The following is a 23,172-nucleotide window of genomic DNA, read 5'->3' as shown; positions in this document are numbered from 1 at the left end:
CCACCAGCCCGACCAACCCGCCGGCTCCGACGCCGCCCCCTGCCGCAGCCGACACCACGCCGCCCACGGTCAAGGTGAGCATTGCCGACAGCAGCGTGACCAAGGGCGAGGCGCCGCTCGTCACCTTCGCCTTCAGCGAGGCGGTGAAGGACTTCGCGCTGGCCGACACCACGGTGAAGGGCGGCACGCTGAGCGGCTTCAAGACGGTGGACGCCTCCACCTACACCGCCGTCTTCACGCCGGCCTCCAACACGAAGATCACCGACGCCACCGTGGCGGTGAAGGCTAGCAGCTACACCGACCTCGCCGGCAACGCGGGCAAGGCCGGGGCCTCCGCCGGCTTCGCGGTGGACACGACCACGACCACGCCGACCGTCCCGACGACGCCGGCGGCCAGCGTCACGACGATCAAGGTCAACGCCTCCGGTTCCGCCGCGGGCGGGGTGAACGCGCATTTCAAGCTGCTGGTGGACGGCAAGGCCATCGGCGACGCCACGGTCGGCACCGCGGCGAAGGATTACAGCTTCACCACCAACCTGACGGCGGGGCAGCCGCACAAGGTGCAGATCCAGTACGACAACGACGGTTTCGTGAACGGCCAGGACCGCAACCTGTTCGTCAACAAGATCACCATCAACGGCACCGCCCACAACCCGACCGACGGCATCGTCACCTACGACAAGGGCGCCTTGGACGGCAAGGACATGGTCAAGGGCCAGTCGTCGATGTGGTGGGGCGGCACGCTGGTGGTCGACGCCCCGGCGAAGGAGTTCCCCGCGGGCGGCACGCTGCCGCAGAGCGGTCCCAGCACGACGACGATCACCGTCAACGCCACCGGTGCGGCGGCCGGCGGGGCGAACGCCCACTTCAACCTGCTGGTCGACGGTCAGAAGGTCGGCGAGGGCGTGGCCGGCACCGCGGCCAAGGACTACAGCGTCACCACCAGCCTGTCCGCCGACCAGGCGCACAAGGTGCAGATCCAGTACGACAACGACGCCGTGGTGAACGGGCAGGACCGCAGCCTGTTCGTCAACAAGGTCACCATCAACGGCAAGGCGGTCCTGCCCACCGACGGCATCGTCACCTACGACAAGGGGCCGCTCGACGGTAAGGACGTGGTCAAGGGCCAGTCGTCGATGTGGTGGAACGGCGCGCTGGTGGTGGACGCCGACAAGAGCTTCTTCCCCTCGGCCACTCCGGTCGGCGAAGCCGCGCCCCTGGCGCTCGACGCCGGGATGGACAGCGTGTGGAGCCACGTCGCGGCCCAGCAGGCGGCGGCCACCGCTCCGGCGGCCGTGGCCGACATGGCGGCCGCCGCGAACAGCCTGTACGGCGTCGCCCTGGCCGATGCCGGCTACGACCCGCTGCTCGACCACGCCGACCCGTCGCTGCTGCACGCGGCGTAAGGCGCGGACCTAAGGGACGGACGGGAAAGGGCGGGGGCCGCGGGCTCCCGCCCTTTTCGCGCAAAGAAGGATCATGGCGTCGCCCGCCCGCCCGTCCGGCCTTCGATTTCCGTGCGGTGGATCAACCCGGCGGCGATGCCCGTCCCGAACAGGACCCAGAACCAGATGCCCAGCATCGGGCCTTCCAGCGCCACGTCGAAGGACGCGTTGATGACGATGGACAGCCAGTAGCAGAGCAGGAAGACGAACAGCCGCGCCCAGGCGCGGTCGCCGTGCCGGCGGGCCAGCAGGAAGGCACGGACCATGAAGGCCACCCAGCTTCCCAGCATGGCCACCCACAGCACGAAGCCGGGGACGCCGGACCGTGCGAGGATCGTCATGTGCGCGTTGTGCGGGCTGCGCAGCACCTGGGCCTCCTCCTCGTCGATGACCTGGAAGCCGTCGTCGTCGGCCAGATTGATGCCGAATCCCTTGCCGTTCCAGAAATTGTCGCCGTGGACGGTGTAGTTGATGATCTTGTCCCACCACATGATGCGCCATTGCTTGGTGCCGTCCAGGCCGGCGGTCTCGGCGGAGCCCGCGATGCTCATCAGGTTGGTGACGATCTGGTCGACCGACAGCTTCCGCGACGACACCTCGATTTCCACGTTCAGCAGGGCCGCGATGGTCACGATGGCCGCGGCGATCATCAGCAGCGGGGCGAGCTGGCGGCTGCGCGGCACCATGGCCAGGGCGATGCACAGCGGCACGACGATGGCGAGCGTCCCGCCACGGCTGTGCGCGGCGACCATCGCGATCCCGACCACCAGCAACGCCAGCTGCACCGGGCCGAGGCGGCGGAACCCGAGCAGGACGAACAGGGCGATCCCGGCGAAATGCACGCCGACCTCGCCCGGACGCAGGCTGATCAGCGGGACGTTGTAGCGCGGCCAGATGGGAATCTGGGACTGGAGCAGCTGGTAGCCCGGATAGACGATCGGCATGATCGACACGAACAGCACCGCGAAGCTGCCGTAGGCCAGCACGAGGCGGCGCAAACGCTCCGGCTCGTCGTACAGCACGACGACGACGATGAAGGCGAACAGGCCGTACATGACGATCACGCTGTCGCGCAGGGCGTCGAAGCTGTAGAGGCCGAGGAACGGGATGGTGCGCGCCAGGACCCAGACGATCAGGATCGCCAGCAGCGTTCCCGGCAGGCTGGACAGCGTTGCGACGATGCCGCCGGTCCGCAGCATGACCAGGAGGCCGGTCAGAAGAAGGATCTCGCCGATGAAGAGGGGCGGCATCCCGATGTAGGCGAAACCGCGTCCGGCCAGGGTGTAGCCGAGAAGGACCACCATCAGGAAGCCCAGATAGAGGTCCGCCGCCCGTGTCCGGCTGCGCTTGGGGGTGGACAGGACGGCGCTCATGACGGGCGTCCATAGCCGGCGGCGCGCAGCCGGGCGGCGATCCGTCCCCAGTCGCCGATCGCCACGACCATGCGGTGCGCGTTGGCCGCCATGTCCCGCCAGGTGCCGGGGCCGGCCCGCTCGGCACATGCCAGCGCGTCGGCCACCGCCTCGGCCGTCAGGTCCGGGATGCCGAAGCCGGCGCGGTGACCCTCCACATAGGGGACGAGACCGGTCTCCCGCGTCACGATCAGCGGCAGGCCGGACAGGGCGGCCTCCAGGCAGCCGGTCGGCATCACGTCGTAGCGCGAGGTCAGGGCGAAGTAGTGCCAGCCCGCCATCATCGCCGCCTTCTCCGCCCCAAAGACCGGGCCGTGGATGCGGAGGTGGGGGCCGAGGCCGTGGGCCTGGGCGCGCCGCTCCAGCTCGGCCCGGGCGGGGCCGGACCCCGCCAGTTCCAGCACTCCGCGCCCGCCTGCCCGGCGGTAGGCGGCGAAGCCGTCGATCAGCAGGTCCACGCCCTTGTGGTCGATCTCGTAACGCGCGCAATAGCCGAAGGTCGGCCGTCCGCCGTCCGGCGCGGCGCGCGGAACGGCGGCGGGAAGGCCGCCGCGCCGCGCCGACCAGGCGGTGTTGGGCAGGAGGCGGACGGCGGCGCCGGGCGCCACCCGCCGGACGATGGCCGCCTCCTCCTCCGTGATGGCGTGGACGAAGCAGGCGCGGGCGAGGGCCGGGCCATCGAAGACGCGCATCCAGGCGGCGGGCAGGCGCCGCCGCACCCGGCCCGCGCCGTCATAGACGTGGGAGTACTGGCCGTGCAGCGTCACGCCATAGGCGACGCCGCGCCGGTGGAGCCCGTGGGCGAGCGCCGCGAACAGCGGCTTCACGGCGCCGTGGATGTGCACCACCGTGTCCGGCCCGGCGCCGTCCAGCAGGCGGTCCAGCGTCGCCCCCGCGATGGTCAGCGACCGTCCGGACAGCCGCGGCCCGCCGAGGGGGAAGCGCTGCGCCGGACAATCCGCCGGGAAGCCCGTCAGGGCGTCCGGATCGTCGGAGAACAGGAACAGCCGGGCGTCGTCGCCCATGGCGCGCTGCTCCGCGATCAGGCTGCGCACCACGTTGTGCAGCCCGTTCGCCGAGGAGGGATGGGCGATGGCCGGCTGGATCACGACGTGCCGGAGGTCGAGCGGGCGCAGTCCGGCGTCCTTGAAGGCCAGTCCGGCGCTGCCGTCAGCGGGCGACATGGGCGGTCCTCGTCTTGGAGAGGTAGTATTGGGCCGCGCCGACGCGCAGCACGCTGGAGAAGAGCAGGGCCATGCACACCCCGGCGACGCCGTACATCGCCGCCAGCGGCCCGACCGCCGCGAACACGGCGAGCGTGCCGACGACGTTCACCACGAGCGCGAACTGGCTGCGCTGCACGCCGTAGAAGTAGGAGCAGACCATCTCCGCCAGATAGCCGGTCAGCGCCCCGATGGAGAGCAGGCGCAGCGGCAACTCCTGGTCCGCGTAAGGCGAGGCCGTGCCATAGACGATGTGCAGCACCTGATCGGGGATCAGCAGGGCGAGGCTGTAATAGACCAGCAGCGGCGCCGCGCCGATGACGACGTAGCCGCGGATCGCCAGCCATGCCTTCTCGTCCGGATGGAGGGCGCCGCCGCCGTCCGGCATGGCGCTTCGTCCCCTTGCGGCAACCTGCGGGACGAGGTTGCCCATGCCGATGATGATCGGGTTGGCGATGTTCACCAGATTGACCACCGCCTGGAAAGCGGCGGTGGAGGCCATGCCGTCCATCGCCGCCATCAGCCAGACGAGGCTCTGCACCCGCAGCATCAGGAAGAGGTTGTTGGCGAGCGCCCAATGCCCGATGGACCAGAAGCGGCGGCACACCGCGGGCAGGTCCGACAGGCGGCCGAAGCCGGGGCGCAGTATGGCGAAATGCACGACCGCCCCGGCCAGCGCCGGTCCCGTCATGGCGACGAACACGCGCTCCAGCGTCAGATGGCCGCCGAGCGCCATCAGGTTCAGCACCACCACCTGCCCCAGATAGGTCAGGCTGTCGCCCCACAGCGCCTGATCGTGCTTCAGCCCGGCCATCAGCCCGCGCCGGCCGATCTCCTGCACCTGCCAGACGATGAAATAGAGCATGGTCGGGCCGATCATCTCCGGCATGCCGAGCCCATAGCCGACCAGGGCCAGCACCCCGGACAGGGGCAGCAGCGATCCGGCGGTGAGCAGCACGGCGCTTCCGGCCAGGGTCCGGCGCCTGGCCGGGTCCAGCACGGTGCCGTCCACCGAGAGCGGGTACTGGATCAGGCTGACGTTGACGACCTGGAGCGCCAGCAGGACCGACAGGAAGAAGACGAAAGTCCCGTATTCCTGCGACGGGAAGGTCCGGGCGAGCTGGATGTTGATGGCGAACATGCCCAGGCTGACCACGCCCTGGTCAGCAAGGGTCCAGAAGCTGCGGACGAGCGACGCCGGGATCATTCTCATGCGCTGCCGACCCGCGTCGTCTCGGTGGGGGCGGGCAGGGGAGCGGGCTGACGGTCTTCGTTGGCAGGGCGGGACGCAGGCGCCGTGCGCGGCACGTCGCGGTAGGCCCAGCGCAGATAGTCCGCGGTCAGCGCCATGCCGTCCTCGAAGGTGAAGCGCGGCTCGTAGCCGAGCAGGCGCCGCGCCTTGGTCAGGTCGATGAGCGCCCTGGCCTGATAGAGCGCCAGCTTCTGCGCGTCGGGGAGCCAGAGCTGGTTGCGGCTGGCCTTCTTCTTCAGGAAGTAATGCACCATCACGAGATGGCGCAGCCGCGGCGGCAGGCTGTCGAAGCCGCCCTGGAGCAGCCGGCGGGCCGGGCGCCAGCGCACGATGATCTGGATGATCTTCTTGGGGTCCTGAAGCACCATGGCGATGTCGCGCCGCAGGCTCTTCATCTCCTTGCGGATGACCGCGGCGGGCTGGAAGCGCAGGCTGTCCACGCCCAGCGCTTCCTGGAAGCGCCCGAAGACGGCGGCCCAGGGCGGGGCGTCGGGGCCGGAGATCACGAAGCGCTCCCCGATGGCCTGGGGACTGCGGGTCGCCGCGATCATCGCGTCCACCAGATCGTCGATGTAGACGGCGTTGCACAGCCCGCTTTCCTGCGGCAGCACCACCGTGCCGCTCAGCAGCATCTCGGCGGGGGCGTTCGTCCAGGGCTTGCAGAAGGGGCCGTAGACGATGGAGGGCTGGAGCACCACCCCCGGCAGGCCGCGCTTGTGCGCCGCGTCGAGCACCATCTTTTCCAGGTCGAGCTTGTTCTGGACGTAGCTCCAGGCGCGGTCGCCGTCCCGCGTCTCCTCCGACAGCGGGCCGTCGGGCAGCGGTTCGTAGACCGAGAAGGTGCTGAGATGGACGAAGCTCTCCACCCCGTTGGCGAGGCTGGCGTCGATCAGCGCGTTCATCCCGTCGATGTTCTGGCGGCGCGACCGCACGTCGTAGGCGCAGTGGAAGACCCAGTCGGCGCCGGCCACCGCCCTGCCGATGGCTTCGCGGTCCAGCAGGTCGGCGCGGACGATCTCGACCGGGAAGCGGGCCAGACGCACCGCCTGGGCGATGTCGCGGACGATGCAGCGGACCTTGGCGCCATGCTCCAGGCACAGCCGCTCGACCAGCCGCCCGCCGATGAAGCCGGCGGCGCCCGTCACCACGACCGTGGGACCATCGGTGCGAAGGGCGGCGACGGATGCCGTCCCGTCCACCCAGGGCAGGGCCAGCGGCTTGCGGCTGGCGTAGCAGCGTTCGATCAGCGCGGTGGAGGGCAGGGCGTCGCGCCCGCCGACGGCGGCCGGGCGCTCGTCGCGGATGGCGTCGGCGAAATCCTTCAGCTCCGCCTGGAACAGGTCGCCGAAGATCTGCGGCGGGATGTGGTTGGCCGAGAAGCCGTCATGGACGAAATCGAGGATCTGCGGCACGTCCGAGGCGATCTGGTTCTCGTAGAGATGGACCTCGACGCTGCCCTTGGTTCCGTGAACGCGGATGGTGTTGCGGAGGGCGCGGGTGCGGCTCAGCTCCAGCGTTCCGGTGGCGCCGGAGGCCATGGTCAGGGACAGCCGGCAGTCGGATTCCAGCCCGCCGTAGCTGTCGTCGCTGTAATCGACCTCCGCCGCCTCGCCGAACCACCACAGCAGCAGGTCCAGCGTGTGCGACCCGGTGTCGAGCAGCACGCCGCCGCCCGCCCCGTCGCGGCGCAGCATGGCGGGTGAACTGATGCCCCAGTTGTAGACGAAGCCCTCCCGCGCCTCGAAGCGCAGGACGCGGCCGAGTTGGCCGGAGTCGATCAGCGCCTTCAGCCAGCGGACGCCGTTGACGTAGCGGCGCATCAGACCGACCGCGAGCACACGCTGGCCCTCCTCCGCCGTCTGCACCATGCGCTCGGCGTCGGTCCGCGTGACGGCCAGCGGCTTTTCCATGAAGACGTGCTTTCCGGCCTCCAGCAGGCTCTGGCCGACCGGCGCGTGGAACATCGGCGGGGCCGCCACCAGCGCCGCGTCGAACTGGTCCGCCGCCTCCCGCCAGTCGGCCACGGCGACGGGGGCGCGGTTGCGGCCGAGCATGGCCTGCACCGTCTCCAGCCGCCCCGGCGTGGGATCGACAAGCACGCTCGGCCGCCAGCCCAGGCGGAGCAGCGCCGGCAACAGGTGATGGCTCACGATGCTGCCGCAGCCGATGATGGCAAGCCGCGGGAACTCGGCGTTGGTCATGGAATCCTCGCTTTTTTTGGCATCCCCTCTCCCCTCCGGGGAGAGGGTCAGGGTGATGGGGATGCGCGTGTCGGAGCGTCCGGCAGAAGCGCACCCCCCTCACCGGCCCCTAGGGCCACCCTCTCCCCGGAGGAGAGAGGGCTGAAATGGAGGGCTAGGAATGCCGCGCGGGCGCGTGCAGGGCGTAGTAGTAGGCGTCGTCCTTGTGGCCGTACTTGACGTGCTTGGACGCGACGACCCGCGACAGCACGACGCCGCCGACCGTGCTGTCGACCGACTTCAGCTTGTTGAAGCCGGCCGTCACGGTGTCCAGCGGGGTGTGCTGCCAGCGGACGACGTAGATCACGCTGTCGGCCAGGAAGGACAGGGCCAGCGCGTCGGAGAACAGCATCACCGGGGCGGAGTCGATCACCACGACGTCGTAATTGTGGCGCGCCCATTGGATCAGGTCGCTCATCGCCTGCGAGCTGATGCGGTCGTGCGCGTCGGGGGTGCCGATGGTGTTTCCCAGGACATCGAGGTTCGCGGACTCCCGGTGGATCAGGTCGTCGATGCCGACGCGCCCGTCCAGCAGGTCGGTGACGCTGCCCCGCGGCTGGTAGCCCAGCAGCGTCGCGATGGAGGGACGGCGGAAGTCCGCGTCGATCAGCAGCGTGTTCAGCCCCAGCCCTGCCAGCGACCGCGCCAGATTGGCCGCCAGCACCGACTTGCCTTCCTTGGGGATCGAGGAGGTGACGAGCAGCACCTTGGGCGGCGTCCCCCGCTTGCGCGGCATGCAGGCCATGGTGCGCACGGTCTGGATCGCTTCGCGGAAGGCGCCGATCTCGCGGGCGTGGCGGCTGTCGGGATGGACGGGCAGGTTCCAGGTCGCCTCGTTGCGGGGAAGCGACGGGACCATGCCGAGGCAGGGCACGCCGGTCGCCCGCTCCACCTGGGCCGGCGTGCGCAGGCCGGAGCTGAGCCGCTCCAGCAGCAGCACCAGCGCCACCGCCAGCGCCGTGGAGCCGACCAGCCCGACGCCCAGCGACATGCGCAGCTGCGGGAAGGCCGGGCGGATCGGCGGCAGGGCGGGGGCGCTGAGATGCGCGTCCAGCGCGCCGGTGTTCTTCAGCGCCATGGTCTGCTCGTAGCGCTCGGCGAGGCTGCGGTAGAGCGTGCGGTGCGCGTCGGCGGCGCGCTCCAGATCGCGGAGTTGGATGCCGGTGGCCTCGATGCCCTTCTGCTGCTCCTGCAGGTCGGCGATGCTTTTCAGCAGCGTGGCCTCGCGGATGCGCGCGACCTCCAGGTCGGCGTCCAGGCCCTTCTGGATCTTGCCGACCTCGTCGCGGATGCGGGTCTTCAGCTCGCCGATGCCGCGGCGGAGATTCACGATGTCCTGGTGCTTGTCGCCATAGACCTGCTGGAGTTCGGCCAGCCGGCGCTCCAGCATCGCCTCCGCCTCGCGCAGCTTCTGGATCAGCGGGGAGGCCAGCACCTCCGGGATCGCCGCGGCGTTGTTGTTGGCGGTCTGGTCGCGGGCCTGGCGCACGCGGGCCTCGGCCGCCGCCTTCTGCGCCTGCGCAGCGGTCAGCTGGGTGGCGAGTTCGTTCATCTGCTGCTGGACCATGTTGCGCCCGTCCGGCGGCAGCTCCAGCAGGCTGTTCTCCTTGCGGAAGCTGCGGATGGCCTCCTCGGCGCCGCGCACCGCCTCGCGCGCCTCGACGAGCCGCCCGCCGAGCCACTGGTTGACCCGCTCGGTCAGGTCGCGGTTCATTTCCGTCCGGTAGTCCAGATAGGCTTGGCCGAAGGCGTTGGCGATGGCCGCGGCCTTGGCGGGATCGACCGACGACGCCTCGATGATGATGGTGAAGGAGCGATCGTCGTTGCGCGCCTCGATCCGGCGCAGCAGCGTGTCGATTGTCAGCAGGCGGGCTTGGTTCAGGTCGCCGGCGTTGGGGCTTTCCTCGGCGCGGAACAGGGCGGTCGCCTCTTGCACGATCCGGCGCAGCACGTCGTTGCCTTCCGGCGGCAGCGCGCCGACGCCGGCTTTGGTGACGCGCTTCAGCCAATGGTCGTCGGCGCCGTCCGCGGCCTTGAGCGCCGGGTTGAATTCGGGGTCGTTGAGCAGGCCGAGCTTTTCCACCACCCGTTCCGCCAGGGCGCGCGAGCCGACGATGGACACCTCGCTGCGCACCGCGGGCGCCTCGGGCGTCAGGTTGGACACCACCGACTTGAACTCCGCCAACTCGACCCGCCGGGAATCGAGCTGCACCATCGCGGTGGCGCGGTACATCGGCTTCAGCGACTGCATGACGTAGGTGATGGTCGCCGTTCCCAGCAGGATGACGGCGAGCAGCAGCAGCTTGCGCCGCCACAGCACGGCCAGCGTGGCGAAGACGGTTGCCTCCTGGCGGCCGCGGACGTCGGAGGACTCTCCGGCGCCCGTTTGCAAAAGACTGTCCGGAAGGACGCTGGCGTGCGCGTCGTGGCCTGGAAGCGTTCCGCCTTTGCCGATCGAAGAATTCACGTCGTCGCCCCTTTCGTCTTGCTGGCTGGCGGTCCGGCCCGGGATGGGCGTGGCGGATGGGTGCAAAGGACGCGCGGCGGTCTTGTTGTTTTCTTTGGAGATAACCGAGAATTCGCGTGTCTTTTAAAGACCAAGTCCGAATGGACAGGCCGCATGGACAGTGGTATTCCGCTTCCGCAACCATTGCCGGATAGACTTCGATTATCGTGAATGACGCCGATCAACAATTGAAAAAAAGAAGGCCCATCCGTCTCTGTGCTTACGACGTCGACCGTCATAAATAATCATACCCGATACCCCGTCCGCGTGTTTGACGGTCAACTCCACGCCGGTCACAGTTTGCCGGGTGCAGCGGAGCCGCTTCAGGCTTCGAAACGCCGCAAGATTCCAGACATGTCCAGGCATTCCCACGTAAAGGGCTGAGCAATGGCCCGTGCTTTGTGGCGGAGTGCTGCGCATCGTCGCCGAATTTTAAAATAATCATGGAAGCGGTGCGGCGCGACATCTCCGCGAGCCGCCGTGTCTCGTTCGAATTCCCCGGTCAACTCCATGGAGAGGCTCAATGACGTCCACGACTGAGCGCGTTCTTGTGACAGGTGGCGCCGGGTTCATCGGATCGCACCTGTGCGAGCGTCTTCTGGCCGCCGGGAAAGAGGTCCTGTGCGTCGACAACTATTTCACGGGATCGCGTTCGAATATTGCGCATCTGCTGGACAATCCGAAGTTCGAGGCGGTGCGCCACGACATCACCTTCCCCCTCTACGTCGAGGTGGACGAGGTCTACAACCTGGCCTGCCCGGCCTCGCCGGTGCATTACCAGTTCGACCCGGTGCAGACGACTAAGACGTCGGTGCACGGCGCCATCAACATGCTGGGGCTGGCCAAGCGGGTGAAGGCGACGATCCTGCAGGCCTCGACCAGCGAGGTCTACGGCGACCCCTTCGTCCACCCGCAGCGCGAGGATTACTGGGGCAACGTGAATCCCATCGGACCGCGCGCCTGCTACGACGAGGGAAAGCGCTGCGCCGAGACGCTGTTCTTCGACTACCACCGGCAGCACAAGGTCCCGATCAAGGTCGCGCGCATCTTCAACACCTACGGGCCGCGCATGAATCCGAACGACGGGCGCGTGGTGTCGAACTTCATCGTCCAGGCGCTGAAGGGCGATCCGATCACGATCTACGGCGACGGGTCGCAGACGCGGTCCTTCTGCTACGTCGACGATCTGGTCGAGGGGCTGCACCGGCTGATGGAGACGGACGGGACGGTGACCGGCCCGATCAACCTCGGCAATCCCGGCGAGTTCACCATTCTGGAACTGGCGGAGACCGTCATCCGGATGACCGGATCGCGCTCCCGGGTCGAGCGGCACCCGCTGCCCCAGGACGACCCGCGGCAGCGCAAGCCGGACATCACCAAGGCCCACGCCTACCTGAAATGGATGCCGCACGTGCCGCTCGAAGAGGGGCTGGAGCGCACCATCGCCTATTTCGCCAAGACCTATTTCTGAGCGCGGCGACTCAAGCCGGCAGCGCCGCCGCATCGCTGGGGTGCGGCGGCCGGGATTGGGCCAACAGGGAACGGCGGATGTTCGAACTCCCTTCACGAGACAGCTCGGCGAAGCCGGACTACGGCGCGCGCGTGGGAATGGCCTTCCAGGGCCCGCGCCCGGACTCCGTCCCGCCGGTCGCCGCGGCGGCCTCCGCTCCCGCCCTGCTGTGCGGACTGGTGGCCGCGGACGCGCTGATGGTCGTCGGCACGGGCCTGGCGGCGGAGGGCATCGCCACCCGATTGCTGCGGGCCGCTCCCGCCGACCCGGCCCTGTTCGCAGACGCCGTTCATGCTTTTGCGGGCGTCTTCAACGCCGCGGTCGGCCCGCTGGTCGTGCTGTCGCTGATGTGCTTCTACAGCGCGGGCTGCTACCGCAACCTGCGTCCCAAGGCGGTGCGGCGGACCATCGGTTCGCACGCCGGGCCGCTGTTCGGGGCCTGGACGGCGGCCTTCCTGGTGCTCGTCCTCATGCTCGGCGTGACGGGGGACCTGCGGCGGCTGGACACGGTGGCGGCGGGGACTCTGTGGCTGTGGTACGGGCTCGGCCTGTTCGGGCTGACCGCGCTGCGCAGCCTGGTCCTCCGGCTGGCGCGCGACTGGAATCTGGCCGGCGGTTCGCGGCAGCGGACCCTGCTGGTCGGCACCAACGATCTGGCTCTCGAATGGCTGGATCGGCTCCAGCGCACGGAGGGGGCGGGTTACCAAGTGATCGGCGCAGTGTCCACCGCCGCGGACCGGCCTTCATCCGTGAACGCTCCGCCCCTGGCCGCCGCCCGGCTGGCCGGGGTGCCGGTGCTGGGAGGCGTGACCGGGCTCGTCGAGCAGGTGCGCAAGAACCGCATCGATCTCGTGGTGGTGGCCCTGCCCTGGAGCGCCGAGGCGGAGATCAGCGACATCCTGGAACGGCTGCGCGTCCTCGCGGTGGACGTCCGCCTGCTGCCGCACCGGCTGATCGCCCGCACCGCGGGCCTGTCGGTCGACGCGACGGCGGGCGTTCCGCTGCTGGGCGTCATCCATCACCCGCTGGCCGGCTGGCGCGGCGTGCTGAAGCGGTCGGAGGACCTGCTGATCGGCGGCGCGGCGCTGGCGGTTCTGGCGCCGGTCCTGCTGCTGGCAGCCGCCGCCATCAAGCTGGAAAGCCCCGGTCCGGTGCTGTTCCGCCAGAAGCGCTTCGGCTTCAACAACGAGGAATTCGAGATCTGGAAGTTCCGCACGATGCACACCGACCGCGGCGACCAGTCGGGCGCGCAGCGGACCGTGCGCAACGATCCGCGGGTGACGCGCGTCGGGCGCTTCCTGCGCCGCACCAGCATCGACGAGCTTCCGCAGCTCTTCAACGTGCTGCGCGGCGACATGTCCATCGTCGGGCCGCGGCCCCATCCCGTCGCCATGAAGGCCGGGGACGCGCTGTACCACGAGGCGGTGGAGAACTACGCCTGCCGCCACCGCGTCCGTCCCGGAATCACCGGCTGGGCGCAGGTGAATGGTCTGCGCGGCGAGATCGACAACCTCCACACCGCCGCCCGCCGCGTCGAACACGACCTCTACTACGTCGACAACTGGTCCCTGGGGCTGGACGCCGAGATCATGGTGCGCACCGCCCTCCTCCTTTTCTGGGACCGCAACGCCTACTGACCAAAAAAAACCTGCTGAAACGACAAACAAACCGCGAAGGAGTTTGACGCCATGTCCGTCGCCCTTGTCACCGGTTCCTGCGGATTGATCGGGTCGGAGAGTTGCCTGCATTTCGGTGCGCTGGGAATGGACGTCGTCGGCATCGACAACGACATGCGGCGGACCTTCTTCGGTGACGAGGCCTCGACCGCGTGGCAGCGCCAGACCCTGGAGCAGACGCTGCGCCAGCGCTACCGCCACCACGCCATCGACATCCGCGACGCCGCGGCCATCGACGCGCTGTTCGAGCGGCACGGCGCGGCCATCTCCCTGATCATCCACACGGCGGCGCAGCCCTCGCACGATTGGGCGGCGCGCGACCCGCAGATGGATTTCTCGGTGAACGCCAACGGCACGCTGAACCTGCTGGAGGCGGCGCGGCGGCATTGCCCGGACGCGGTGTTCATCTTCACCTCGACCAACAAGGTCTACGGCGACACGCCGAACCGCCTGCCGCTGATCGAGACGGAGACGCGCTACGAGATCGACCCGGCGCACCGCTACGCCGGCGGCATCGCCGAGGACATGTCGATCGACGCCACCCTGCACAGCCTGTTCGGCGCCTCCAAGGTGGCCGCCGACGTGCTGGTCCAGGAATACGGCCGCTATTTCGGGATGAAGACGGTGTGCTTCCGCGGCGGCTGCCTGACCGGGCCGAACCATTCGCCGACGCAGCTCCACGGCTTCCTGGCCTATCTGATGCGCTGCGCCGTCACCGGCACCCGGTACGACGTGATCGGCTACAAGGGCAAGCAGGTCCGCGACAACATCCACAGCAACGACCTGATCGCCGCCTTCCAAGCATTCTACGACGCGCCGCGCAGCGCCGAGGTCTACAACATCGGCGGCGGACGGGCGAGCAACTGCTCCATCCTGGAGGCGGTGGCGCTGTGCGAGGAGATCACCGGGCGCCCGATGGATCTGGCCTTCAAGGAGGCCAACCGCATCGGCGACCACATCTGGTGGGTCAGCTCGCTCGACCGGTTCCGGTCCCACTACCCGTCCTGGGACATCCGGCACGACGTGCGCAACATCCTCACCGACATTCACGACAGCAATCGGCGCCGCTGGCGCGTGGAGGCCGTGGCATGATCGACCATGGGAAAAAGGAAGTGCTCGGCGTCTACGTCAACGCCGTCGATTACGAGGCCGGCGTGCGCGCCATCATCGACGCGGCGGAGCAGCAAAAGCCCTTCGCGGTCAGCGCGCTCGCCGTGCATGGGGTGATGACCGGGGCGCTCGACCCCGAGCATCGCTACCGCCTGAACGCCATCGACCTCGTGACTCCGGACGGCCAGCCGGTGCGCTGGGCGCTGAACCGGCTGCACGGCGCGGCCTTGCCGGACCGCGTCTACGGCCCGAACCTGATGCTGCGCACCTGCGCGGCGGCGGCGGCCAGGGGGCTGCCCATCTACCTCTACGGCGCCACGGCGGGGCTGCTCGACACGCTGATCACGGCGCTCAAGGAGCGCTTCCCCGGTCTGATCATCGCCGGTGCCCGCCCGTCCGCCTTCCGCACGCTGAGCAGCGAGGAGCGCGCGGCGGTGGACCGCGAGATCGTGGAGTCCGGCGCGCGGATCGTCTTCGTCGGGCTGGGCTGCCCGCGCCAGGAGACCTGGGTCTACGAGCACAAGGCGGCGCTGTCGATGCCGCTGATCGCGGTGGGTGCGGCCTTCGACTTCATCGCCGGGAAACAGCCGCAGGCGCCGATGTGGATGCAGAATGCCGGGTTGGAATGGCTGTTCCGGCTGTCCACCGAGCCGCGGCGGCTGTGGCGGCGCTACGTCATGCTGAATCCGGCCTTCCTGTTCCTGCTGGCCTGCCAGGCGGTGCAGATGCCGCTGGTCCGCAGCGGCCAGGCGCGCCGTCCGAAAGGAGAGCTTCGATTTGGCTAGGCGTGGCGGTTGTTTGGTAATTGCCAAAGAGAAGCGCCGTTATTTAAAATGAAAATTCCTCCGATGCTGCGTTCATCTGCGCCGTTTTTAAAATGAAACGGCCTTGCATCGGCGAATTTTCCTGAACGACCTCGGAACAGCGCCGTGAACCGCGACCGATGCGGCCCGCGCTTCCATACAGTCGAGGATTCCTGCGATGAGCCTGAAGATCCTGTCGGCGATCGTCGTGCCGCCGCATCTGGCGGTCAGCGGCGCCAGCAAGGCGGCGGAGAAGCTGAGCGTCGCGCTGCAGGCGCATGACCGCATCGACATCGCGAACATGGGTATGGCGAGCCGGGTGCCGATGGACCTGAGCAAGCCGGGCGAACGGATCGAAGTGCGGACCTCCAGCCCCTTTGTCGGGCTCGACTCCATGCTGCCCAACCGCGCGAAGACCCTGTTCTACCGGTCGAGCATCCCGGCTCTGATCCGCCACGGCTCCTACGATCTGGTGCACATCCACAACCCGATCCCGGCGCTGGAGATGATGCGGGTGGCCCGCGCCTGCGTGGCGAAGGGCGTGCCGTATGTGGTGTCCACACACGGCTTCGTGGAGATCGGCAACCCGGCGGCCTTCCGGCGCATGGACGCGGCAAGGCGGCTGGCCTGGGACCTGCTGATCGACCGCCCCGTCCGCTACGTGGTGCGCAACGCCGCGGCCATCTGCGCGATCTCGCCCGTCGATCTGCCGATCGTCCGCGGCTTCGGCTTCACCGGGGACGACATCGCCATCATTCCCTACGGCGTGGACCGCCCGACCGACTGGGGCGCGCCGACCCCGGCGGACCAGGACATCCACCGCAAATTCGGCATCCCGGAGCGGGGAGAGGACGGTGGTCCCTTTACCGCCTTCTTCCTGGCCAACCACACGGCCAACAAGGGGCTGGGCGTGCTGCTCGACGCCTTCGCGGGGCTGTCGATGCCGTTCCGCCTGATCGTCGGCGGCGAGAAGCGCGACTTCGTCGATTACGAGGCGTACCAGCGCCGCTGCAGGCCGGGCCAGACCATCCACCTCACCGGCAATCTGGTGGAGGCGGAGGTCGCCGCCATGTTCCGCCGCTCCGACCTGTTCGTCTTCCCGACCCTGGCCGACACCTTCCCCAACGTGATCCTGGAGGCGATGGCCTTCGGCGTCCCGGTGGCGACGACCCGGGTCGGCGGCATCCCCCATCAGGTCGATGACGGCTGCGCGGTGATCGTCGAGCCGGGCGACCCGCAGGCCCTGCGCGCCGCCGTCGAGCAATTGGCCGCAGACCCCGAGCGGCGGGCGCGGATGGGCCGTCACGGCCGCCTGCGCGCCACCCAGCGCTTCGACTGGGCCGCCGCGGCCGCGGACACCCACCGGCTCTACGAGGCGGTGATCCGCCGCCCGGCGGGCGCCGCCGTCCTCAAGGCCGCCTGAACCCCTGCCCAACGCCCTCTGCCCAACCGGTAAAAGCCGCAGCAATGGAGAAGACACCTATGGAAGGCAAGACGCTCGTGACCGGCGGGGCCGGCCTCGTCGGCTGCAATCTGGTCAAGAAACTGCTGGAGGACGGGCGCGACGTCGTCGTCCTGGACGCCCTGCTGCGTCCGGGCAGCGAGCGGAACGCGGCGTGGCTGCAGACCCTCAACGCCGGCTCCCGCCTGACCTTCATGAAAGCCGACGTGCGCGACTTCGCCGCCGTCAAATCCTGCATGGCCGGGGCCGAGGAGGTCTACCACCTCGCCGGTCAGGTCGCGGTGACCTCCTCGCTGGACGACCCGCGCACCGACTTCGACATCAACGCGCTCGGCACCTTCAACGTGCTGGAGGCGGCGCGCCGGATGAAGACCCCGCCGAAAGTGGTCTTCACCTCGACCAACAAGGTCTATGGCGGGCTGGAGCATGTGGCGGTCGAGCGGGCCAGCAGCCGCTACCGCTTCGTGGACCGCCCGCTTGGCGTCTCGGAGGCGGAGCCGCTGGACTTCCATTCGCCCTACGGCTGCTCCAAGGGGGCGGCGGACCAGTATGTGCGCGACTACGCCCGCATCTACGACCTGCCGACCGTCGTCTTCCGGATGAGCTGCATCTACGGCCCACGCCAGTTCGGCAACGAGGATCAGGGCTGGGTCGCGCATTTCATCATCTCGGCGCTGACCGGGCGGCCCATCCACATCTACGGCGACGGCATGCAGGTGCGCGACGTGCTGTTCGTGGAAGACCTTGTGCGCGCCTTCCGCCTCGCCACCGAGAAGATCGAGGTCAGCCGCGGGCAGGTCTTCAACATCGGCGGCGGGCCGGAGAACACCATCTCGGTCTGGCACGAGTTCGGGGAGATGCTGTCCACCCTGCGCGGCGCGCCGGTGGAGGCCGACTTCTCCGACTGGCGGCCCGGCGACCAGCCCTGCTACGTCAGCGACATCCGCAAGGCGGAGCAGGTCCTCGGCTGGCGCCCGCAGGTGGACCGCGACACCGGCATCCGCCGCCTGTGGGACTGGGCGGAGCGCTATCTCGCGCAGAACGGCCTGCCCACGGACCAGAGCCAGGTGGAACCGGGCCGCATCGCCCTCAGCGCGTAACCCGACCCCTGTGCGGCGGAGGAACCAATGAACGTTCTTGTAACGGGCGGGGCCGGATTCATCGGCTCCCACATCACGCACCGTCTCGTGTCGCTCGGCCACCGGGTGACGGTGATCGACAACGAGTCCACCGGGCTGCGCGCCAACGTGCCGGCGGAGGTGCGCTACATCCGCGGCGACGTCACCAACCCCGCCGACCTCGACCGGGCGTTCGAGGAGGTGCCCGACGCGGTGATCCACATCGCCGGGCAGGTGTCGATCATCCGCGCCTTCAGCAACCCGGTCGGCGACCTGCGCACCAACGTGGAGGGGACGGTGAACGTCCTCCAGCAGTGCGTGGAACGCGGGGTGAAGCGCCTGCTCTACGCCAGCTCGATGAGCGCCTACGGCAACGCCGAGGTGGTGCCGACGCCGGAGGACACGCCCTGCTCCCCGGTGTCCTACTACGGGGTGACGAAATACGCGGGCGAGCGCTACGTCCATCTGACGGCGGCGCGGCACGACCTGCCGGGCGGCTTGGCCGTCACGTCGTTCCGCATGTACAACGTCTACGGACCGCGGCAGGCGGTGGACAACCCCTATCAGGGGGTGCTGGGCATCTTCCTGGGCAACATCATCCGCGGCGAGCCGATCCGCATCTACGGCGACGGCAAGCAGACCCGCGACTTCGTCTTCATCGACGACGTGGTGGACGCCTGGGTCGGCGCGCTCGACAACCCGGCCAGCCACGGGAAGATCTTCAACCTCGGCAGCGGTCGGCAGACCAGCATCAGCGAACTGGCCGACCTTGCGCTGGGGGCGCTCGGCCGGACGCGGGCGGACCATCCCGTGCTCCACCACCCCGAACGTCCGGGCGAGCAGCGCAGCGTGCAGGCGGACGTGACCTACGCCGGATCGGTGCTCGGCTGGACGCCGCGCACGCGGCTGGAGCAGGGGCTGGCGGAAACCGTGCGCTGGGCATTGCGCGAGAACGGCCAGGCGGACGGCATGGCGGAGCGTGCCGTGGCCTGACGGCCGACTTTCGAGCCGGCCAGGGATGGCTTCGGCAACGCCATCAAGCAACAGGAGTGGAATGATGCGGATCGCTGTTGTGGGGACCGGCTACGTCGGTCTCGTGTCCGGCGCCTGCTTTGCCGAATTCGGCATCGACGTGTGCTGTGTGGACAAGGACGAAACGAAAATCCGGCGCCTGAGAGGCGGCGAGATCCCCATCTACGAGCCCGGCCTGGACGTCCTTGTGGCGCGCAACATGGCGGCGGACCGTCTGTCCTTCACGTCCGACCTCGCGGTCGCCATGGAGGGGGCCGACGTGGTGCTGATCGCGGTCGGCACCCCCTCCCGTCCCGATGACGGCGGGGCGGACCTGACCTACGTCTTCGCGGCGGCGGCGGAGATCGCGCGGACCATGTCCCGCTACACCGTCATCGTCACCAAGTCGACGGTGCCGGTCGGCACCGGGCGCCAGATCGCCGCGCTGGTGCGCGACATCAACCCGCGCGCCGAGTTCGACGTGGCGTCCAACCCGGAATTCCTGCGCGAAGGCTCGGCCATCGGCGATTTCATGCAGCCCGACCGCGTGGTGATCGGCGCCGACTCCGACCGGGCGCGGGCGGTGATGGACGCCCTCTACCAGCCGTTGATCCGCGCCGGGACGCCCTTCGTGCGCACCGGCATCGAAACGGCGGAACTGACGAAATACTCGGCCAACGCCTTCCTGGCCTTCAAGATCACCTTCATCAACGAGGTGGCCGACCTGTGCGAGCGGGTGGGGGCCGACGTGCAGGACGTGGCGGCGGGCATGGGGTTGGACGGCCGCATCGGGCGCCCCTTCCTGAACGCCGGGCCGGGCTTCGGCGGGTCCTGCTTCCCCAAGGACACCGAGGCGCTGGTGCGCACCGGGCGGCAGCACGGCGCGCCGGTCCGGCTGATCGAAACGGTGGTGGACGTGAACCGGGCGCGCAAGCGGCTGATGGCCGGGCGGATCCTCCAGGCCTGCGGGCCGGACGCGGCGGGCAAGCGGATCGCCGTGCTGGGCATCACCTTCAAGCCCGACACCGACGACATGCGCGAGGCGGCGAGCCTGGAGATCATCCCGCTGCTCCAGGAGGCAGGCGCCACGGTTCACGTCTACGACCCCGCCGGCATGGAGGAGGGGCGCCACCTGCTGCCCGGCGTGGTCTGGCATGACGACGCCTACGCCCCGCTGGCGGAGGCCGACTGCGTCGCCATCCTGACGGAATGGAACGAGTTCCGCGCGCTCGATCTGGGCCGCGTGCGCAGCCTGATGCGGCGCCCGGTGATGGTCGATCTGCGCAACGTCTACGCTCCGGCGGCCATGGCGGCGGCGGGGTTCCACTACTGCTCCGTCGGGCGGCGCGACGCGCGGCCCGACGCGGCGAAGCGGCGCAAGGCGGCGGAAGCCATGCTTCTCAGCAACGGGTTTGCGGGCGATGCCTGTGTCCTTCCGTTCTCCGGACAGCTTGCGGCGGCCGCCTCCGACCTGGCGGACTGACGCGGGCGCCACGCCTGCTGACTCCGGCCACGCACCGGCGCCCTGAACGGGCCGCCCCCGTCCCGGCGACTGCTTGGCGGTGATGGCCCGGCACGGGGGCCGGCTGGGATCTCCCGATTCCGAAAGACGCAGCCATGATTGGCTTGGACGCGCTGGCCGGCAACCGACGAGACCTCATGCCCCGTGTGCCCTCCGGCGCACGGGGCGGCGCGCTTTCTCCCCATCCGGACGGGCGGACCGGCGGGCGGGCGCCGATCACGGTTCTTCTGATCGACGACCGCTCGCTGTTCGGCGAAAGCCTTGCCGCCGCCATCAACGCCTTTGCGCCGGACGTGGCGGTCAGCCACCGGCGCAGCGCCACGGCGCTGGCGGACCTTCCCGCCGCCCTGCGGGGCACCGACGTGGTTCTGGTGAGCATCGGGCGCGCCGACCCGGCCAAGGGTGGCGTCGGCCAGCTTCTGGACGCGCTGACGGGCGGCGGCCCGCGTCCTCCCGTCGCCGTTCTCGCCGACCGGCCCGGGCCGGCGGTGGCCGCCGCCGCGGCGCGCCTCGGCCTGCGCGGGGTGCTGAGCGGCCGGATGCCGCTGGCCGAGGTGATCGCCGCGCTGCGGCTCATCCACGGCGGCGGAACGGTCAGTCCCGATCCCGGCCCCGATCCCGGCCCCGGCTGAGCGATTCCGATTCGGCCGGCTGCCAAGCCTTGCGCACGGCCTCGACGCGGTTGGCGGCGCCCAGCGCCCGCAGGATGCCGCGGACATGGACCTTCGCCGTGTTCTCGCTGATCCCCAGTTCCTGTGCGATGACGCGGTTCGACTTCCCCTCGCGAAGCCGTTGCAGCACGCCACGCTGACGCGCGGTCAGCGCCGCTCCGCCGGATGGCATGGGCGGGTCGTCCTCCATGGCCTCGCGGCGCGGCAGCAGGCGGTGGAGGAAGGGGGAGGGGAAGAAGGTGCCGCCGCCCGCCACCAGACGGACCGCCTCCTGGGCGACGGCGAGGCCGACGCTGGTCGGCAGGCATCCCCGCACGCCCAGCCGGCTGGCTTCCAGCGGCAGGTCCTCCTCCCCGTCGGACAGGATGACCAGCGGCGTGCCGCCGAAGGCTCCGGCGAGGTCGCGCAACGTCGCCAGGACGCTGCCATTCGGCGGGGTCAGGCTGACGACGTTGCACAGCACGACGGAGGGACGGGGGGCTCCGGCGAGCATCGCCTTCGCCTCGTCCAGCGACGCCGCGGTCCGCATCGTCAGGGACGGGTCGCGCAGGCTGAGGCCGGCGGACAGGCATTCGCGGGTCAACGGGGTTTCATCCAGAAGAAGAGCTGCGATGCCCCGGCGCCCTTTCACCGCTTCCGAGCCGCGTGCGGCGCAGGGTGATGGAACCGGCTTCCCGCTCGATGCCATGAAGGATGTCTCCCGACCCGTTTTCCAGGTCTGATGCTGCGCTGCACACATGTGGTCGTCAACGTCAATCCTGCGTGGAAGTAACCATGTCGGACTTTGTCTTTACCTCCTATTTGATGTGTTTCCACTGGAATTCCGTGTCTTCGGGAGAGGTGTCGGCTATCGCCATCCGGAAGCGCAATGTCTTGCCCTTGTCGTCTTCCCATTGGTCAGAGTGCACCGGTCCCCGACTTGTGCCCTTTGGGCCTGTTCTTTCGGTCGCAAAGCAGAAGGCGATGCGCGGCGGCCTTTCCCGTCCCGGCGGCGGGATGAGGTGGAAGATGCGTTCCGGGCCGCTGCCATCCTCACAAAGGCGTACGGAAGCGGCGAAACACGGGCCGCCGGGCGCCGGAATGGGTACGGATTAAATCGCCGACACGCCACAACCTTGCATCGAAGTGCGTATTTACCGGGCGCGCTGTTCTGGTAACGTTGAAAACATCAATGCAGACCGCGCAAGCATTCCTGATGATCTTCCAACAGAAACAATCCATGTGGTCGGCAGGGAAAGGCGCTGAAAATGAAGAAAGTGAAATCTTTCCGAGTATCCGCGAGCGGACGCGCTCACCCGAAAATTGAAACCTCTCTTACCGGCGGTGGCGGGAAAAGGCTCGCAGCCCTGGTCTGACAAGGTGAGAAGACCTGGTGTTTGATCGAAAGGGGGAGCGGATGACGACGGAAATCAAGCAGAAAGCAAGGGTCGCCCAAGAGATTGCCCCAGGGATTGCCCCGGGGGGCGCCCCGGGGATCGGCGTGGTCCTGGTGGACCCGAACAGCCTGACGCGGGATTGCTTTTCGCTCGGCCTCGGCACGCTGTGCCAGGACATGACCGTGCAGTCGGTGGCCTCGTTGAAGGACGCCGCCGACGTCCTGGCGCGGGGCGGGCGGACCGAGGTCGTGTTGTGCAACATCGGTGCGCAAATGGGGCTGAGCGACGTCCTGCGCGCGGCCATTCGCGACGCCGTGTCGGCCTGTCTGCCGGTGCCGCTTGTGATCATCTCGGACCGCGACGATGGCGGGATGATCCTGGAGAGCCTGCGCCTCGGCGTGCGCGGCTACATCGTGCCCAGCCTCGGGCTGGGGGTCATGCTGGAGGCGATCCGGCTGGTCGCCGCCGGCGGCACGTTCGTGCCGGCCACGTCCCTGCAATCGCTGATCGCGCCGGCGCCGGGAGCCATCGCGGTTCCGCAGACCCCGCCGCCGGGCGCCGCCGCGCCGGTGACGGACCGGATCGGCGGACTGACTCCGCGGGAGATGGCCGTGCTGACCTGCATGCGCGAGGGCAAGTCGAACAAGCTCATCGCCTACATGCTGGGCATGTGCGAGAACACCGCCAAGGCCCATGTGCGCAATGTGCTGAAGAAGCTGGGGGCCACCAACCGGACGGAAGCCGCCTTCATGGCGCACGCCCATCTGTCCCGTGGCGCAGCCCTGGAATCGAACCAACCCTGATCGTGTGGTGCGGTGACGGAACGGTGCGGGAC

General features: G+C 69.0%; 17 protein-coding genes. 11 read left to right on the top strand and 6 right to left on the bottom strand.

What is annotated here, in order from left to right; genetic code table 11:
- Nucleotides 1-1,406, top strand: a 1,406-nt coding sequence (locus GBZ26_RS05065) for a carbohydrate-binding domain-containing protein (RefSeq protein ID WP_247884763.1), incomplete at its 5' end; no start/stop codon positions are given.
- 71 nt (nt 1,407-1,477) lie between these two features.
- Here the strand turns inward: GBZ26_RS05065 and GBZ26_RS05060 are convergent.
- The 5 genes from GBZ26_RS05060 to GBZ26_RS05040 all read right to left on the bottom strand — a co-directional run bounded on the left by GBZ26_RS05060 (nt 1,478) and on the right by GBZ26_RS05040 (nt 9,964).
- A complete protein-coding gene (locus tag GBZ26_RS05060) occupies nt 1,478-2,818 on the bottom strand; it encodes an O-antigen ligase family protein (RefSeq protein ID WP_174437893.1) in 1,341 nt (446 codons plus the stop codon).
- On the bottom strand, nt 2,815-4,041 hold the full coding sequence (locus GBZ26_RS05055; protein WP_174437892.1) for a glycosyltransferase family 4 protein: 1,227 nt from the start codon (nt 4,039-4,041) through the stop codon (nt 2,815-2,817). The genes GBZ26_RS05060 and GBZ26_RS05055 overlap by 4 nt, the downstream gene beginning before the upstream one ends.
- Entirely contained in the window at nt 4,028-5,293 is a 1,266-nt protein-coding gene (locus GBZ26_RS05050) for a lipopolysaccharide biosynthesis protein (RefSeq protein ID WP_174437891.1), read from the bottom strand. The genes GBZ26_RS05055 and GBZ26_RS05050 overlap by 14 nt, the downstream gene beginning before the upstream one ends.
- Nucleotides 5,290-7,533: an NAD-dependent epimerase/dehydratase family protein gene (locus tag GBZ26_RS05045; protein WP_174437890.1), complete on the bottom strand. Its 2,244-nt coding sequence runs from the start codon at nt 7,531-7,533 to the stop codon at nt 5,290-5,292. Before GBZ26_RS05045 ends, GBZ26_RS05050 begins: the two co-directional genes overlap by 4 nt.
- Before the next feature lie 154 nt (nt 7,534-7,687).
- The gene (locus GBZ26_RS05040; protein ID WP_174437889.1) at nt 7,688-9,964 is read right to left on the bottom strand and encodes a GumC family protein; all 2,277 of its coding nucleotides are present in this window, start codon (nt 9,962-9,964) and stop codon (nt 7,688-7,690) included.
- Between the two features lie 637 nt (nt 9,965-10,601).
- On the opposite strand from GBZ26_RS05040, the gene GBZ26_RS05035 reads away from it, so the two are divergent.
- The 9 genes from GBZ26_RS05035 (at nt 10,602) to GBZ26_RS04995 (ending at nt 20,922) form a co-directional block, all read left to right on the top strand.
- Nucleotides 10,602-11,549, top strand: coding sequence for a UDP-glucuronic acid decarboxylase family protein (locus tag GBZ26_RS05035; protein ID WP_174437888.1), 948 nt, complete (start codon nt 10,602-10,604; stop codon nt 11,547-11,549).
- 77 nt (nt 11,550-11,626) lie between these two features.
- Nucleotides 11,627-13,225, top strand: coding sequence for an undecaprenyl-phosphate glucose phosphotransferase (locus GBZ26_RS05030; RefSeq protein ID WP_174437887.1), 1,599 nt, complete (start codon nt 11,627-11,629; stop codon nt 13,223-13,225).
- Between the two features lie 51 nt (nt 13,226-13,276).
- The gene (locus tag GBZ26_RS05025; RefSeq protein ID WP_174437886.1) at nt 13,277-14,356 is read left to right on the top strand and encodes an NAD-dependent epimerase/dehydratase family protein; all 1,080 of its coding nucleotides are present in this window, start codon (nt 13,277-13,279) and stop codon (nt 14,354-14,356) included.
- A complete protein-coding gene (locus GBZ26_RS05020) occupies nt 14,353-15,159 on the top strand; it encodes a WecB/TagA/CpsF family glycosyltransferase (RefSeq protein ID WP_174437885.1) in 807 nt (268 codons plus the stop codon). Before GBZ26_RS05025 ends, GBZ26_RS05020 begins: the two co-directional genes overlap by 4 nt.
- A 196-nt stretch (nt 15,160-15,355) precedes the next feature.
- Nucleotides 15,356-16,600, top strand: a complete 1,245-nt coding sequence (locus tag GBZ26_RS05015; protein WP_174437884.1) for a glycosyltransferase family 4 protein — start codon at nt 15,356-15,358, stop codon at nt 16,598-16,600.
- Nucleotides 16,601-16,659: 59 nt separating this feature from the next.
- Entirely contained in the window at nt 16,660-17,739 is a 1,080-nt protein-coding gene (locus tag GBZ26_RS05010; protein WP_174437883.1) for an SDR family NAD(P)-dependent oxidoreductase, read from the top strand.
- Nucleotides 17,740-17,766: 27 nt separating this feature from the next.
- Complete coding sequence (locus tag GBZ26_RS05005) at nt 17,767-18,750, top strand: SDR family NAD(P)-dependent oxidoreductase (protein ID WP_174437882.1); 984 nt, start codon at nt 17,767-17,769, stop codon at nt 18,748-18,750.
- Between the two features lie 64 nt (nt 18,751-18,814).
- A complete protein-coding gene (locus GBZ26_RS05000; RefSeq protein WP_174437881.1) occupies nt 18,815-20,251 on the top strand; it encodes a UDP-glucose dehydrogenase family protein in 1,437 nt (478 codons plus the stop codon).
- 134 nt (nt 20,252-20,385) lie between these two features.
- The gene (locus tag GBZ26_RS04995; protein ID WP_174437880.1) at nt 20,386-20,922 is read left to right on the top strand and encodes a response regulator transcription factor; all 537 of its coding nucleotides are present in this window, start codon (nt 20,386-20,388) and stop codon (nt 20,920-20,922) included.
- Here the strand turns inward: GBZ26_RS04995 and GBZ26_RS04990 are convergent.
- Nucleotides 20,885-21,544 (bottom strand): response regulator transcription factor, encoded by a 660-nt coding sequence (locus GBZ26_RS04990; RefSeq protein ID WP_247884762.1) that lies wholly within the window; start codon nt 21,542-21,544, stop codon nt 20,885-20,887. The two genes, GBZ26_RS04995 and GBZ26_RS04990, sit on opposite strands and share 38 nt — an antisense overlap.
- Nucleotides 21,545-22,441: 897 nt before the next feature.
- On the opposite strand from GBZ26_RS04990, the gene GBZ26_RS04985 reads away from it, so the two are divergent.
- Entirely contained in the window at nt 22,442-23,140 is a 699-nt protein-coding gene (locus GBZ26_RS04985; RefSeq protein ID WP_343207289.1) for a LuxR C-terminal-related transcriptional regulator, read from the top strand.
- Nucleotides 23,141-23,172 lie beyond the last annotated feature (32 nt).

The sequence above is a fragment of the Azospirillum formosense genome (assembly GCF_013340925.1).
Lineage (GTDB): Bacteria > Pseudomonadota > Alphaproteobacteria > Azospirillales > Azospirillaceae > Azospirillum > Azospirillum formosense.
Note: the sequence above shows the minus strand (reverse complement) of the source record. Positions and strands in the feature narration are given on the sequence as shown.